Raw genomic sequence first — 15,168 nt, 5'->3', positions numbered from 1 at the left:
CCGTTCGACGACTGCCACCGACATCTACTTACGCAGGCGGCCGGTCGCCGTTGAACGGCACTCACCATTTCACTATTTCACCATCTCAGAGAATATACTGGCTCAGGTCACGGTTGCGAACCATGTCACGCAGCCTTTCCTCAACCAAGTCCTTGGTAATCTGAATCTGAGCGTGGGCGCCGATAACGTCGGGCACGTCGAAGAGAATGTCGTTGAGCAGGCGGCTCATGACGGTGTGCAGGCGGCGGGCCCCGATATTCTCGACTTCAGAATTGACCTCAAAGGCAATTTCGGCCAGACGCTCCAAGGCTGCGTCATCAAAGGAGAGCTGCACCTCCTCGGCCTGCAGCAGGGCTTCGTACTGCTTGGTCAGCGCATTCTTGGGGTCTTTCAGGATGCAGAAGAAGTCGTCCTTGGTTAGGCTCTGCAGCTCGACGCGAATCGGGAAGCGGCCTTGCAGCTCAGGAATCAGGTCGCTGGGCTTGGCTACGTGGAAGGCGCCGGCGGCAATGAACAAGATGTGGTCGGTGTGGATAATGCCGTACTTGGTGCTCACGGCGCTGCCCTCCACGATGGGCAGCAGGTCGCGCTGCACGCCTTCCCGGCTCACATCGGGCCCGCCTCCCCCACCCTTGCCGGCCCGGCTGGCGACTTTATCAATCTCGTCGATGAAGATGATGCCGGCATTCTCGGCTTGGCGGATGGCTTCATCCTTGACCTCGTCCATGTCGATGAGCTTGGCGGCTTCCTCGTCGAGCAGAATTTTGCGGGCCTCGGCAATGGTGACTTTGCGCTTGCGGGTTTTCTTGGGTAGCATGCTGCCCAGCATATCCTGCAGGCCGGCCATGGAGGCCTCATCCATGCCGGCCGGGCCGCCCATTACGCCAATGCCCGGCGTATTGTTCTGCTGTACCTGGATGTCAATTTTGCGGTCTTCCAGCTCGCCGTTGCGGATTTTGAGGCGAAACTTTTCCCGGGTCCGCTCATTAAGCTCGTAGTCGGAGTCGGGCAGGGCGCCTTCCGCACCGAAGCCCACGGAGGGCTTGGTAGCAGCTAGGCCACTGCCCGTCACGGGCGGAATCAGGGCGTCGAGGATGATGTCTTCCACGGCCTGGGCAGCCCGGCTCTTGACTTCCTCCTTGCGGCGCTGCTTGACCATATTGACCGACTGCTCGACCAGGTCGCGCACCATGCTTTCCACGTCGCGGCCCACGTAGCCGACCTCGGTAAACTTGGAGGCTTCAACTTTGGTGAAAGGCGCGTTGGCAATGCTGGCCAGGCGGCGGGCAATTTCGGTTTTGCCGACCCCGGTGGAGCCAATCATCAGGATGTTGTTGGGCACGATTTCGCGCTGCATATCCAGCGGGGCGTGCAAGCGGCGCCAGCGGTTGCGCAGCGCAATGGCGACGTGGCGCTTGGCATCGTGCTGGCCGATGATGTACTTGTCGAGTTCGGCCACAATCTGGGCCGGGGTGAGAAACGTGGCGGAGTCGAGCATAGGTGGAGAGGAAGGCGGACTACTAAAAAGAGCGCAGTTCCTTGTTACCAGGAACTGCGGCGAAAGGTTGGCAGGAAACAGGCCAGAGGCCCGGAAGGTTACGCCGCCGGCAAAGGTGCGCCGTTGGCGGCAAAAGAGTCTATTGCGCGTCGCTTTTCTTGAAGAGCGTGTCGATGTTGCGGGCCACGGTGAAGTAGTTGGCCGCGCCCGAGGCGTGGTAGCCGGCCCGGGTGTAGTCGAGCTGAAACTGGCTGATGCGCAGCATTACCCCGAAGCTGATACCGGCCCCGCCCGCGGTATTGTCGAGGCGGAGCTCCCGGCGCTGCAGGTGGTTGTAGCCCAGGCGCACGTTCAGGTTTTTGCCCAGAATCAGCTCCCCACCCACTACGAAGTGGCGGGCAATTTTGTCGCCCAGGCTTTTCTTGGGCTTAACTTCGTTGCCATCCTCATCGAGCTGCCCGCGGATGTTGGGGTCGAGGTACACAATGTCGAGCTGCTGCAGGTGGTGGGCCGTGATGGAGATGCGCAGGGGCATGTGCTCGGGCTTGAAGGAAGTACCCAGCTGCACGTCGAGGGGCATAGGCTCCCGGGCGGAGCCGGCGTAGGGCTTGAGCTGAATTCCGGCGTTGCGCACCACCAGGCCCACGTTGAAATCCTGAGTAGGATGCTTGAACAGCGCGCCCACGTCGGCCAGAGTAGCTACGGAGTGGTTACCGGCAATGCCCGACACGGCCAGCTTCAGAGTCCCGGCCAGGGTGAAGTTGCCGCTGGTATAGGCATCCGACACGCCCAGGGCGTATTCGCTGACCGAAAACTGCCCGAGACTGTTGCCCGCCGCGTCGACCTGCTCAAACTGTCCGTAGTCGAGGTACGTCAGGCCCACGCCGAAACGACCGGCCCGCTCGGTGTTAAACACGTAGGTCGCAGTGCTTTGCTTGATATCAGCCAGAAAATCGACGTAACCCAGGGCCAAACGTCCGTCCATTTCCTTGTTGAGCAGGGCCGGATTGCCGTAGAGCATGGTGCCATCGGCGTCGCGGGACGACACGTTGACGCCCCCCAGCCCGGCCAGCTTGGCGCTGGGCGGCAGATTCAGAAAGGAAAAAGCCTGCTGCCCGCCAATCTGGGCGGCGGCCGGCCGGGCCAGCAAACTGCCCAGGCCAAGCAATGTAAAGCCCACGAAAGCCGAGCGGCGTAGCAGTTGATTCATACCTCTAAGATAGGTGATTGGGAAGCATCCCGGGTAAGACGTCCGGACGGCTATTTTATTGTACCAGGAGTTGCGAGAACTCCCCCTGGGCTTGCAAACAAATGTTTCCGGGCTCGGGAACATTCCGCAGGGCTCTACAACAAGCGTGGGAAGACCGGGAGGACTTTCCCAACCTTCCCACGCGTTTCATCAGCTAGGGCTAAAGCTTAGGCTACTTCCACACTGGCCGAAGCCGCCATAGCCGGTTCGTCGCGCACGGTAAGCTTGATGGGGTGGGCCACTTTCTCCTGGAGTAAGGCCACCTTGAGCACGTCGTCCACCCGGTCGGCGTAGTGCACGGTCAGGTCCTTGAGGTAGTCGGCCGGGATTTCCAGGATGTCCTTGCGATTCTTCTCGCAGAGGATTACGTCCTTGATACCGGCGCGCTTAGCAGCCAGAATCTTCTCCTTGATGCCCCCCACCGGCAGCACCTTGCCGCGCAGGGTGATTTCGCCGGTCATGGCCAGGTGGCTGCGGATTTTGCGCTGGGTAAAGACCGAGGCAATGCTGGTGAAGATGGCAATACCGGCGCTGGGACCGTCCTTGGGCACGGCACCCTCGGGGAAGTGAATGTGCAGGTCGTACTGGTCGAAGACGCGGTAGTCAATGTCCAGCTCCTCGGCCCGGCTGCGCAGGTAGCTCAGCGCCGTAATGGCCGATTCCTTCATTACGTCGCCCAGCTGGCCCGACAAGGTGAGCTTGCCCCGGCCCCGACTCAGCAGGCTTTCGATGAAGAGAATGTCGCCGCCCACGCTCGTCCAGGCCAGGCCCGTGACCACGCCGGCCGTTTCGTTGTCCTGGTACAAATCCCGGTCGAAGATGGCCGCCCCGAGAATTTTGCTGACGTCCTTGGGCTCCAGCGTTTCGGGGAAGGGCTCCTTCATGGCCTTGTTCTTGGCAATGTTGCGGGCCACGGCCCCGAGCTTGCGCTCCAGGCTCCGCACCCCCGACTCGCGGGTGTAATCGTCAATTACACGCTGCAAGGCGGGCGTGGTAATGGTCACGTCCTTGAGGCTCAGGCCGTGCTCGGTGAGCTGCTTGGGCCAGAGGTGCTTTTTGGCAATCTGGGTTTTCTCCTCCAGGGTGTAGCCGGTCAGGTCGATGATTTCCATCCGGTCGCGCAGGGCGGGCTGGATGGTGTCGAGCGAGTTGGCCGTGGCAATGAAGAGTACTTTTGAGAGGTCATACTCCACCTCCAGGTAGTTGTCGGTGAAGGTCGAGTTCTGCTCGGGGTCCAGCACTTCGAGCAGGGCCGAGCTCGGGTCGCCACGGAAGTCGGAGGCAATCTTGTCGATTTCGTCGAGCACGATAACCGGATTCGAGGCGCCGGCCTTCTTGATTTGGGCAATGATGCGGCCGGGCATGGCTCCCACGTAGGTTTTGCGGTGCCCCCGGATTTCGGCCTCGTCGCGCACCCCGCCCAGGCTCATGCGCACGTACTTGCGGCCCAAGGACTTGGCAATGGAGCGGCCCAAGGAGGTTTTGCCCACGCCGGGCGGGCCGTAGAGGCACAGAATCGGGGCCTTCATGTCCTGCTTGAGCTTGAGCACGGCCAGGTACTCGATGATGCGCTCCTTCACCTTTTCCAGGCCGTAGTGGTCCTGGTCGAGGATTTTCTTGGTGCGTTTCAGGTTGAAGTTGTCCTTGGTGTAGTCGGCCCAGGGCAAGTCGAGCAGGAACTCGACGTAGTTGACGCTGATGGGAAACTCGGCGGCCTGCGGATTCACGCGGGCCAGCTTTTCAAGCTCCTTATGGAAGTGTTTGGCCACGGTTTCGGGCCACTTCTTGTCCTTGGCCCGCTGCCGCAGCTTCTCGATTTCCTGGTCGGGCCCGTCGAAGCCCAGCTCATCCTGTAGCACCTTGATTTGCTGGCGCAGAAAGTAGTCGCGCTGCTGCTGGTCGATGTCGGTGTGGACCTTGGTCTGGATTTCGTGCTTGATTTCCAGGAGCTGAATTTCCTTCATCATCATCTCCAGCAGCATCGTGCCGCGCTCCACGCCGTCGTTGATTTCGAGCAGCTTCTGCTTGAGGCCGACTTCCACGTTGATGTTGGAGGAGAGGAAATGGGTCAAAAAGGCCGGGGACTCGATGTTATCCAGGGCCACCTGGGCTTCCTGCGGAATTTCGGGGTTGAGCTTGAGCATTTTGGCTGCCGCATCTTTCAGCGACGACACCAGGCCCTTGACTTCCTTGGAGTTCTTATTCGGGAACGTTTCGGGGAAGTAGCTCACCCGGGCCGTGAGGTAGGGCGTGTCCTGGGTTTGCTCCTCGATGCGGAAGCGGCTCTGGCCCTGAATGATGATGGTCGTGTTGCCGTCGGGCAGCACCAACAGCTTCAGAATGCGGGCCATGGTGCCTACCTCGAACAGGTCGGCCAGCGTAGGGTCGTCGCTCTGGGTATTTTTCTGGGCCACGACGCCCACAATCTTGTTGCCGCGGTAGGCTTTGCGCACCAGCCGGATGCTTTTCTTGCGCGTAACCGTGACGGGCAGCACTACGCCGGGAAACAGCACGGTATTGCGCACGGGCAGCAGCGGCAGCAGCTCCGGCGACTCCTGCTCCGACAAGGGCTGGTCCGGGTCGGTGGCCACGATGGACACCATTTCGGCGGGGTCTTCGGTCATGAGTAGGGTAGTCGTTTTGGGCTTGCGCGGATCGTATGAACTCATAGGATGTGTATCAGGGATAGGTGGGCGGTGCCAGAATGACAGCCAAAGCTGGCCAGGCGCGGAACGAAGCGAGCGAGCCTCCGAATATACGGCTTTGTCAAGTGCTATGCCACGGCCCGGGAAAGGTAATTTAGGCAAGCTGAACCGGCCAAGGCGGCACACCAAGCCGACACTCCGGCAGCAAACCCAACATGCTGTTTGCATGAGAAAATCCCTATTTTTGAACTTTCTCCGTGCCATTTGGGCTGGAGTTCGTGCTTTATTGATTTATGCCCCGCTCTCTACGCCCGCTGCTCACCGTTTTGCTCTTTTTTAGTTTCCTCGGGCTGGGGCATGCCCAGCACAAAGCGACGCCCCCACCCACGCGTAAGCTGACTGGCAAAGTGACGCGGCAGCTGCGGGTGCGCCCCGACGGCACTCCCGACTTTATCAACGTCAACAAGCTGGCTTACTTTCAGGACAAGAAAGCCCTGAAAGCCATTCAGAAGGCCGAAAAGCGCCGCAACTACAACCAGGCCCGCAGCTTGCTCGAAGCCTACGTGTCGCTGTTCGGCATTCAGAACTTTGCCAAGGACACGCCCCTGCTTTGGCGCCTGGCGCAGCTTTGGGAAAAGGCCGGCAACGAGGAAAAGGCCAAGGCCTACTACCGCCTGGCCCTGAAGCACCACCGCCAGGACGTGAAGAAAATTCAGCTTTACTACGACTCGCTGGAGCAGAAGGAGGCCGACCTCTACGTACCGCTCAAGGTGTATTACGACATCGTGGAGTACCGCAAGAGCATTGCCACGTTTCACCCGCCCAAGGGCGTGTACACCAGCATGGGCGACGCCATCAACTCCAAGGCCGAGGACTACGGCCCCACGCTGAACTCGGGCGCCGACCAGCTAATCTTCTCCTCCAAGCGCAAAACCCGCGGTATTCAGGACGCCGTGGACGAGGATTTGTACACCTCCCACAAGGAGGGCGTGTCGTGGACCGATGCCGAGCCCCTGCCCAAGCCAATTAACTCCCAGTACAACGAGGGTTCGGCCTGCATTACCAAGGATGGCAAGACCCTGTACTTTGCCCGCTGTGAGTGCCCCACCTGCCACGGCAACTGCGACCTGTACACCTCCACGTTCAAGGACGGGCAGTGGACCACGCCCAAAAGCCTGGGCACCACCGTCAATTCCCCGGCCTGGGACTCCCAGCCGACCCTCTCGCGCAATGAGGACACGCTCTACTTTGCCTCCGACCGGCTCGGCGGCTTTGGGTTGTCGGATATTTGGTATTCGGCCAAAAACAAGGCCGGGCAGTGGACCAAAGCCCAGAACCTGGGGCCGGTGGTGAATACCCGGGAAAGTGAGGTGAGCCCCTACTACCACCCGCTTTACAACGTGCTCTACTTCTCTTCCCGCGGGCAGCTGCTCAACTACGGCGACTTCGATATCTACAAAACCTACCGCGTGCGGGGCCGCTGGCAGGAACCGCGCAACATCGGGCCACTGGTAAATGGTAAAGGCTCGGAATATTACTTCACGATTGACTCGGAATCGACCAACCTGTTTTATGCCCGTTCGGAGGCCAAGGACCTGAAAAACCTGGACCTCTACTCCTTCCCGCTGCCCATGGAAGCCCAGCCCCTGGCTACTACTCACATCGAAGGCTCGTTGGTCGACTCCGTTAGCAGTAAGCCCCTCAATGGCATCGTTAGCATTATCGATACCGATAATGGCATCGAGGTGGCCAGCAAATACGTGCGCCCCGACGGGTCATTCGACTTTGACCTGATTGAAGGCTCCCACTACGTGCTGCTGATTCAGAGCCCGGATTACTTCACCGTAGAGAAGCAGTTTGAACTCAAGGGCGACACGGTGATGAAGCTCATGACCAACTCGATTGACTACCGGCTGCCGCTGATTTTTAAGAACATCGAGTTTGACCAGGACAAGGCCAACATCCGCCCGGCCATGCACCCGATTCTGGACCGGATTGCCCTGTTCATGGTCGACCACCCCACTTTCCGGCTCAGCATAAAGGGCCACACCGATTCCAAGGGCGACCCGGATTTCAACGAAAGCCTCTCGAAAGATCGGGCTGAAGCTATTCGCCACTACATTGAAGTCAAGGGCAAGCTCAAGCCCAACCGTATCGAGAGTATGGGCTACGGCAGCACCCAGCCCCTCAAAGAGGAAATAACCGAGGAAGATGCCCGCACCAACCGCCGCGTCGAGTTCCGCCTTATCAAGCCCGATGACGAAAAACCCAAGCCTGGCGACGATAAAAAGCCTGTTGACGGCACGCTGGACTGGAAGTAATGTGGCTCAGGTACTAATGTGGGAAATGCGCTGAGGTGCTAATTCTCCCGTGTCATTACGAGCAGAACGAAGCCATCCGTCTTTTGCTAGTGCTAACCGTGCTTTTACCAGAAAGCCCTGACGTCAGCTTAACGTCAGGGCTTTTCAATTTAGAAGACTAGCCGCATTTCAGTAGACGGCTAGTCGCGGCAAACGCCTTGCCAGGCCCGAAGCTTAGCCCCGCGGAAATACCAAATCCCCCAACGTTGGCTGCGTTGGGGGATTTGGCAAGAACCAGTGCTACTTAGCAGCCAAGGATTGACTGGTAGGCACAATACTCAGGAAGGGGTCAAAGGCCATTTGCGTCCCATCAATGCTGAGCACTACCGAGTACTGCGTGTTACTCGTGGGCAGAGGGCTTGGCGCTACAACCGTGCCCTTCCAGGTGAGGCCTTCACCATCCTGCTTCTTCGGAATACAGATGTTTTGGGTAACAATATCGCCGGTGAAGCTACTGATAACAACGTTGATGCCGGGGTCGATGGGGGCCACAGTCCAGACGATAGTATCCTCATCATGACAGGAGGTGACCAGCTCAGAATTACCTTCCGCGTTTGACCCCATAAACTTGTTGGTGTCGATAAGATAAACGTTGCCTTGCAGGTTACCCGAAACCACTGCCCCAAGGGCATCTACGGCAATTAACACATTGATTTGACTCATGACTTAAGGGTTACAACAATGATTCTTTACTTACTCTATTCAGGCTTTTCAGTATCCGCCTTGTTTGTCGACCTCACAAAGGAAAGGCGGTTTGAAGCCGTAATTGCGGGTATAAACCCTTGATCTTTAAGTTCAGGTATTTCTACCCGGGGCCCCACCGCCCCTGCTGCCTGCTTCTGCCGCACGCTTCATGAACCAGTATAAGCTCATGAAAAAGCCCTTCACTATTCTGATAGTAAAGGGCTTTCTGGTAAAAGGGTGAGTCGTAGTTCGTGGAGGATAGACTATTGCGCCTCGCAATGACAGAACTACCTGAGCACCTGAGCACAGTAAGGATGAGGACATTAAAAACTCAGTTTCTGCTCCTCGTTGCCTTCCCGAAACAGGGCGCTTTGCTTTTTGCCGCCGGCGTCGAGGTTGACGATGTTCATCTGGTCGGCGAAAGTTTCGGTGAGCAGCTTATGGCGCAGCAGGAGCGTGTTGGTGGGTTTGGGCAGCTTCACGGCCAGGTAGAGCCAGTGGGCTTCGTGGTCCTTCTCGAAGCCGATGAGCTGCAAGGGCAGGGTTTCGCCGGGCCGGGTACTGAAGGCCAGGGACTTGCGCAGCAGCTCGGTCGTGAGCTGAGTGACCTGGGCCCGGGGCGTCGTCTCGAAGCTAATGGAGCGGGGCTGGCCCACCGACAGGGCTTTTTCAAAGTCGTCGGTGAAGACTTTCAGGCTGATTTCGAGCTGCTGCTTCTGGGTGTTGTAGCGCACCTCCATGATGCTGGCGTGGTAGGCGTGGGCCAGGGCCGCGAAGCTGAGCAGGGTGAGCAGGGCCGCCAGCAACAGCCCGCGGGGCGAAAATTTCAGTTGTTTATTCATGGGGTAGCAAGCAAAACTAGCGGGCGACAAAAAGCCGTGCCGCAGGACAGCGGCACGGCTTCAGGCAAAAACAATTCCAAGCTAGCCGCTGCTAAAACAGCTTGAGCACCTGCTTGATAATCAGAACGTAGGCCATCAGACCCAGAATCATGACCATGCCCACTTTCTGGGCATTTTCCATGAAGGTGTCGGAGGGCTTGCGGCCGGCAATCATCTCGTAGAGCAGGAATACCACGTGGCCGCCGTCGAGGGCCGGAATGGGCAGCAGGTTCATAAAGGCCAGCACCATGGACAGCATGCCGGTCAGGGTCCAGAACCGCTCCCACTCCCACTGCCCGCCGTACTGCTGGGCAATTTCGACGGGGCCGCCAATCGACTTGCTAAACGAGGCATTACCGCTGAAAATCTTTCCGAAGGCCTTCATCTGGGTCGTGATGACGCCAAAGGCTTTCTTGGTGCCCACGGGCAGCGAAGCGGCCAGACCGTAGGTGCGGGTGGCTTCCTTCAGCAAGGATTTAGGCATAAACCCGATGTGGCCTTCTTCGTCCACGGCAATCTGCAGGGTCACGGGCTGCCCGGCGCGGGTTACTTGCACCGGTACGGTTTTGCCGGCATTGGCTTTCAGAGCTTCCTGGAGCTCGGGGAAAAACTGGGTGGTTTTGCCCGCTACGGTGAGGATTCGGTCGTTGGGGAGCAAGCCGCCCTTGGCCGCGCCGCTGCCCGACACCACCTGGCCCACCACGAAGGGGTTCAGGGGCAGCACGAAGGGCGTCTGGTCCTTGTCGGAGAGGCGGTCCATGAAGTTCTTCGGAATGGCAATATCCAGCAGCTGCCCGTTGCGGTCCACGGTGTAGTAGCTGTTGTTGCCCAGCATCACGTCGGGGCTGTACACCTGGTCGAACTCGGTGAAGGGCCGCCCGTTGATCTTAACGATTTTGTCGCCGGTGCGGAAGCCCATTTCCTCGCCCAGCTTGTTGGGCACCACGCCGTAGCGCACTTCGGAAGCGGGCAGGTAGCTTTCCCCGTAGTTGGCGGTCAGGGCGGTGAAGATGAGAATGCCGGTGATGACGTTCATGATAATGCCGCCCAGCATCACAATCAGGCGCTGCCAGGCCGGCTTGGCCCGGAACTCGTTGGGCTGGGGCTCGGCCGAGAGGCTTTCCGCGTCCTGGGTTTCGTCGATCATGCCGTGAATGGCCACGTAGCCGCCCAGCGGAAACCAGCCCAGGCCGTACTCCGTCTCCCCGATTTTCTTCTTGAACAGGGCGAAGTTCATCACGCCCGGCATTGGAAAGAGGAAGTCGAAGAAGATGTAAAACTTATCGACGCGAATCTTGAAGTACTTGGCGGCGGCGAAGTGCCCGAATTCGTGCAAACCCACCAGAATAGAAAGGCCCAGCAACATCTGGCCGGCCATGATTAATACTTCCAAAGCGAAACTTGGTATTGAGGAGAAAGGGAAATAGATAAGTCGGTGTCATGCTGAGCGCAGCCGAAGCATCTCTGCCGCCAAAGTAATCGAATTACTGTTGCGGCAGAGATGCTTCGACAGGCTCAGCATGACGTGCATATTCCAGACAACACTTACCGGCGGCCAACCAGTTCGTGCGCCACGCGGCGCGTTTCCTGGTCGGTCAGCACGTAGTCGTCCAGCGACGGTTCGGCAAGGTACGAAACCTTCGTGAGGCAGCTTTCCACCAGGCTCGGCATTTCCAAAAACCCGATTTCGTCGCGCAGAAAGGCCGCCACGGCAATTTCGTTGGCCGCATTGAGTACGCAGGGCGCGTTGCCGCCCTGGCGCATAGCTTCGAAGGCCAGGGGCAAATTGCGGAAGGTGGCGCGGTCGGGCTGCTCGAAGGTCAGGTTAGGGTAATCTAGAAAAGAGAAGCGGGGAAAGTCACTTGGCAGCCGCTCGGGGTAGCCCAGGGCGTACTGAATGGGCAGCTTCATATCGGGCAACCCCAGCTGGGCCTTCAGGGAGCCATCCTGAAACTGCACCAGGGAGTGAATAATGCTTTGGGGGTGCACTACCACGTCAATCTGGTCGTCGTTGAGCCCGAACAGCCACTTGGCCTCAATAACTTCCAGGCCCTTGTTCATGAGCGAGGCCGAGTCGATGGTGATTTTGGCACCCATGTCCCAGTTGGGGTGCTTCAGGGCCTGGGCCTTGGTCACGGAAGCCAGCTGCTCGGCCGTGCGCCCCCGGAATGGTCCGCCCGAAGCCGTCAGGATGATTTTCTCAATCGGGTTGCGCTCTTCGCCCACCAGGCACTGAAAAATGGCCGAGTGCTCGGAATCCACCGGGTAGAGGCCCACGCCGTGCTCTTTTACCAAGCGCGTAATCAGCTGCCCGGCCACGACCAGAGTTTCTTTGTTGGCCAGAGCAATGTCCTTGCCGGCCCGGATGGCGGCCACCGTGGGCAGCAAACCCGAATAGCCCACCATGGCCGTCAGCACGATGTCGGTATCGGGGCGGCCGGCTACTTCGGTGAGGGCCGCACTGCCGGCCAGCACCTCGGTGCCCTGCCCGGCCAGGGCAGTTTTGACGGCCTCGTGCTTTGCCTCGTCGCCGATGACTACCACGGCCGGCCGAAACTCCCGGGCCTGCGCAATGAGCAGTTCTGCGTTGGCGTGGGCCGACAGGGCGGCAACCTGAAAGCGGCCGGGATGGGCGCGGATAACGTCGAGGGCCTGGGTGCCGATGGAGCCGGTGGAGCCCAGCAGGGTGACGCGTTTCAAAGGAGAGGACATGAGCAAGACGGAGCTACGGGCAGGGTGGGGTTGCCCTGGACAAAAGTAAGCCGAACTTTGAGTTCGTGGTACTCGGTGGCCCTGCCGCACGCCGGAACGGCGTACTTTTGCCCCGTCGTCTTCTTTCCCTTGTATGAGCACCCCCACTCCCGCCCCGCTTTCTGCCTTCGATAAAGCCCGCAACGGCTTGTGGACCAGTCTGCAAAAGCACCTCGAAACCGTGTACGCCGCCGAACGAAGCTTCCGCGCCGCCACGGCCTTTACCACGTCCTTTCCCTTTTCGGCGGCCCAAACCGAGCCTGAGCAGCTGGCCAACTACCAGCAGCAGCGCCTGTATCTGCGCGACCTGTTCATCGACGAAACTAACCAGCTCGACAGCCTGGTGAAGGCCGTGCGCACCAAAAGCTACCAGGAAGACGAAAAGAAGCTGCTGCTGCTCATGATTCTGGGTTACATCGACATTGCCGACAGCATCTTCAGCTTGCTCGACTCGCAGCGCCCGAGCAAGCTCGATAAAGACGAGGAGCTGGAAGAAACCACCGCCAAGTTTGAGCGGGTCAGGAACTTCGTGCGGCTCAACATCAAAGGCATTTCGGGGCTGCTGCCCAAGCTGTAGGGCCCGGTCAAACTAGCCGCCGGCAGCTTACTTCTTGGCCGGCGAGAAAGAGTAAGGCGCGGCCGCGGGCTGGGTGCCGCGGCTGGTGTTGGGCGTGGCGCGCATGTCGAAGTCGAGGACTGCGCCCTGCAGCAGGGTCTCGTGGCTGAGCCAGTTCTGGTCGTACACCTGCCCGTTGAGCGTGAGCTGGTGCACGTAGCGGTTCTGGGCCGAATTCTGGGGCGCATTGAGCACCACGTCTTTGCCCGAAGGCAAGTGCAGCGTGGCCTTGGGGAACAGCGGGGCGCCGAGCACATACTGATTGGTAGCCGGGCACACGGGATAGAAGCCCAGGGCTGAAAACACGTACCAAGCCGAGGTCTGTCCGTTGTCTTCGTCGCCGCAGTAGCCGTCGGGCGTGGGCAGGTAAAGGCGGTTCAGGGCCTCGCGCACCCAGTACTGGGTTTTCCAGGGCTGGCCGGCGTAGTTGTAGAGGTAGGGCATGTGCTGAATGGGCTGGTTGCCGTGGGCGTAATTGCCCATGCCCGCAATCTGCATTTCCCGGATTTCGTGGATGACCTCGCCGTAGTACGAGGCATCAAACACCGGCGGCAGGGTAAAAACGGTATCCAGCGTGGCCACGAATTTCTGCCGCCCGCCCATCAAATCAATCAGGCCCTGCACGTCGTGAAACACCGACCAGGTGTAGTGCCAGCTGTTGCCCTCGGTGAAGGCGTCGCCCCACTTGAAGGGGTTGAAGGGCGTCTGGAAAGTACCGTCCTGGTTGCGGCCCCGCATCAGGCCGGTTTGCTTGTCGAACAGGTGGCGGTAGTTCTGGCTACGCTTGGCGTAGAGGTTGATTTCCTTTTTCGGCCGGTTCAGGGCCTTGGCCAGCTGGTAGATGGCGAAGTCGTCGTAGGCGTATTCGAGAGTACGGGCCGCGTTTTCGTTGATTTTGACGTCGTAGGGCACGTAGCCCAGCTTCTTGTAATAATCGATGCCGGCCCGGCCCACGGCCGTCAGCGGCCCGGCATTGTTGGCGCCGTGGGTCAGGGCTTCGTAGAGCACGTTCATATCTTGCCCCCGGATGCCTTTCAGGTACGCGTCGGCCACCACTGAGGCCGAGTTGTTGCCCACCATCACGTTGCGCAGGCCCGGACTGGCCCACTCCGGCAGCCAGCCGCTTTCCCGGTAGTCGTTGGCCAGGCCCTGCTGGATTTCGGCGTTGATTTCGGGGTAGAGCAGGTTGAGAAACGGAAACAGGGCCCGAAACGTGTCCCAGAAGCCGGTGTCGGTGTACAAATAGCCCGGCAGCACCTGCCCGTTGAAGGGACTGTAGTGCTGCACCTTACCAGCGGCGTCCAGCTCGTAGAGCTTGCGCGGAAACAGCAACGAGCGGTACAGACAGGAGTAGAAAGTGCGGCGCTGGTCGGTGGTGCCGCCCTCCAGCTCAATGCGGCCCAGCGCCTGGTTCCAGGCGGCGCGGCCCTGCTGGCGTACGGCGTCAAAGTCCTGGTCGCCGATTTCGCGCAGGTTGAGCTCGGCCTGCTCGGGGCTGATAAACGAGGAGGCCACCCGGGCATTCACTTGCTCCCCCTTGCGCGTTTTGAAGCCCACGACGGCGCCGGCGTGGTCGGCCGTTACTTCCAGCACGCCGCCGGCCAGTTTCTTATCTTGGTACAGGGCCGTGCTGGTAAAGTCGTGGTCGAATTCGAGCACGAAGTAGTTTTTGAAGTTCTGGGGCACGCCGCCCCGGTTGCGGGTGGTGTAGCCAATTACTTTGCGCTGCCCGGGCAGCACCTTCACGTAGGAACCCTTGTCCAGGGCATCAATGACGACGTAGGCGCTGTCGGTTTGCGGGAAGGTGAAGCGGAAGCGGGCGGCCCGCTCGGTGGGCGCTATTTCGGTTACCACGTCGTGGTCGGCCAGGTAGACGCGGTAGTAGTTGGGCTCGGCCACCTCGGCTTTGTGGGAAAACCAGCTGGCCCGGGCGTCCTCGTCGAACACCCGCTGCCCGGTGATGGGCATCAGGGCAAACTGCCCGTAGTCGTTCATCCAGGGCGAGGGTTGGTGGGTCTGCTTGAAGCCCCGCAGCTTGTCGGCCGAGTATTGGTAGGCCCAGCCGCTGCCCATTTTGCCGGTTTGCGGCATCCAGAAGTTCATGCCCCAGGGCCGGGCTATGGCCGGGTACGTGTTGCCATTCGATAGTTCGGGCTTGGAATCGGTGCCCATCAGCGGGTTGACCCACTGGGCCGGGTCAGTCGGGGCCGACTGCGCCCGGGCCGGGCCAACTACGGCCAGCCAACAAGCGGCCAGCCCGAAAAACGTTTTCAGCATGGGAAGAACAGAGGATCAAGAACGAGTAATGAAGCCACGAGCCGGAGCCCCTGGTAACTGGTCCGGCAACTCATCGGGCGCCAATATCCGGATTTATTACACCTGACCAAGTCTGCTTAAACATTTTAGCACTCCGCCTAGTAGTAAGGCCCGCCCAAATCAGCATTCACCCGCCGCGGCTTACAGCGGATGTTCAGTAAGCCTTGA

The 15,168-nt window shown here is 59.6% G+C and carries 10 protein-coding genes; 2 read left to right on the top strand and 8 right to left on the bottom strand.

Features of this window, described 5'->3' with window-relative positions:
• Window positions 1-85: 85 nt before the first annotated feature.
• The 3 genes from hslU to lon form a co-directional block, all read right to left on the bottom strand.
• Entirely contained in the window at window positions 86-1,498 is a 1,413-nt protein-coding gene (gene hslU / locus CLV45_RS22930) for an ATP-dependent protease ATPase subunit HslU (protein WP_100338843.1), read from the bottom strand.
• A 139-nt stretch (window positions 1,499-1,637) separates the two neighbouring features.
• Window positions 1,638-2,708, bottom strand: a complete 1,071-nt coding sequence (gene porQ / locus CLV45_RS22925; RefSeq protein WP_100338842.1) for a type IX secretion system protein PorQ — start codon at window positions 2,706-2,708, stop codon at window positions 1,638-1,640.
• A 206-nt stretch (window positions 2,709-2,914) separates the two neighbouring features.
• Window positions 2,915-5,416 (bottom strand): endopeptidase La, encoded by a 2,502-nt coding sequence (gene lon, locus CLV45_RS22920; RefSeq protein WP_170061921.1) that lies wholly within the window; start codon window positions 5,414-5,416, stop codon window positions 2,915-2,917.
• A gap of 269 nt (window positions 5,417-5,685) precedes the next feature.
• Between lon and CLV45_RS22915 the strand changes: the two genes are divergently transcribed.
• Window positions 5,686-7,713 carry an OmpA family protein gene (locus tag CLV45_RS22915; RefSeq protein WP_245882965.1) on the top strand — a complete coding sequence of 676 codons (2,028 nt, stop codon included), beginning with the start codon at window positions 5,686-5,688 and terminating at the stop codon, window positions 7,711-7,713.
• Window positions 7,714-7,992: 279 nt separating this feature from the next.
• On the opposite strand, the gene makC is transcribed toward CLV45_RS22915, so the two are convergent.
• From makC to CLV45_RS22895, 4 genes are all read right to left on the bottom strand, one after another.
• Complete coding sequence (gene makC, locus CLV45_RS22910; protein WP_100338840.1) at window positions 7,993-8,415, bottom strand: alpha-pore-forming tripartite toxin MakABE regulator; 423 nt, start codon at window positions 8,413-8,415, stop codon at window positions 7,993-7,995.
• Between the two features lie 344 nt (window positions 8,416-8,759).
• Window positions 8,760-9,278, bottom strand: coding sequence for a DUF6702 family protein (locus CLV45_RS22905; protein WP_100338839.1), 519 nt, complete (start codon window positions 9,276-9,278; stop codon window positions 8,760-8,762).
• Window positions 9,279-9,369: 91 nt separating this feature from the next.
• Entirely contained in the window at window positions 9,370-10,710 is a 1,341-nt protein-coding gene (rseP, locus tag CLV45_RS22900) for an RIP metalloprotease RseP (RefSeq protein ID WP_100338838.1), read from the bottom strand.
• 152 nt (window positions 10,711-10,862) lie between these two features.
• A complete protein-coding gene (locus tag CLV45_RS22895; RefSeq protein WP_100338837.1) occupies window positions 10,863-12,029 on the bottom strand; it encodes a 1-deoxy-D-xylulose-5-phosphate reductoisomerase in 1,167 nt (388 codons plus the stop codon).
• 133 nt (window positions 12,030-12,162) lie between these two features.
• Between CLV45_RS22895 and CLV45_RS22890 the strand changes: the two genes are divergently transcribed.
• Window positions 12,163-12,645 carry a hypothetical protein gene (locus CLV45_RS22890; protein WP_100338836.1) on the top strand — a complete coding sequence of 161 codons (483 nt, stop codon included), beginning with the start codon at window positions 12,163-12,165 and terminating at the stop codon, window positions 12,643-12,645.
• A gap of 27 nt (window positions 12,646-12,672) precedes the next feature.
• Here CLV45_RS22890 and CLV45_RS22885 read toward each other — a convergent pair whose 3' ends face one another.
• Window positions 12,673-14,961, bottom strand: coding sequence for a GH92 family glycosyl hydrolase (locus tag CLV45_RS22885; RefSeq protein ID WP_100338835.1), 2,289 nt, complete (start codon window positions 14,959-14,961; stop codon window positions 12,673-12,675).
• Between the last annotated feature and the right edge of the window lie 207 nt (window positions 14,962-15,168).

The sequence above is a fragment of the Hymenobacter chitinivorans DSM 11115 genome (assembly GCF_002797555.1).
GTDB lineage: Bacteria > Bacteroidota > Bacteroidia > Cytophagales > Hymenobacteraceae > Hymenobacter > Hymenobacter chitinivorans.
This window is presented reverse-complemented; position numbering and strand designations above follow the sequence as displayed.

Excerpts from the sequence above, each read along its gene's own strand:
- hslU (WP_100338843.1), bottom strand. The coding sequence starts at position 1,498 with ATGCTCGACTCCGCCACGTTTCTCACCCCGGCCCAGATTGTGGCCGAA.
- porQ (WP_100338842.1), bottom strand. The coding sequence starts at position 2,708 with ATGAATCAACTGCTACGCCGCTCGGCTTTCGTGGGCTTTACATTGCTT.
- lon (WP_170061921.1), bottom strand. The coding sequence starts at position 5,416 with ATGAGTTCATACGATCCGCGCAAGCCCAAAACGACTACCCTACTCATG.
- CLV45_RS22915 (WP_245882965.1), top strand. The coding sequence starts at position 5,686 with ATGCCCCGCTCTCTACGCCCGCTGCTCACCGTTTTGCTCTTTTTTAGT.
- makC (WP_100338840.1), bottom strand. The coding sequence starts at position 8,415 with ATGAGTCAAATCAATGTGTTAATTGCCGTAGATGCCCTTGGGGCAGTG.
- CLV45_RS22905 (WP_100338839.1), bottom strand. The coding sequence starts at position 9,278 with ATGAATAAACAACTGAAATTTTCGCCCCGCGGGCTGTTGCTGGCGGCC.
- CLV45_RS22895 (WP_100338837.1), bottom strand. The coding sequence starts at position 12,029 with ATGTCCTCTCCTTTGAAACGCGTCACCCTGCTGGGCTCCACCGGCTCC.
- CLV45_RS22890 (WP_100338836.1), top strand. The coding sequence starts at position 12,163 with ATGAGCACCCCCACTCCCGCCCCGCTTTCTGCCTTCGATAAAGCCCGC.
- CLV45_RS22885 (WP_100338835.1), bottom strand. The coding sequence starts at position 14,961 with ATGCTGAAAACGTTTTTCGGGCTGGCCGCTTGTTGGCTGGCCGTAGTT.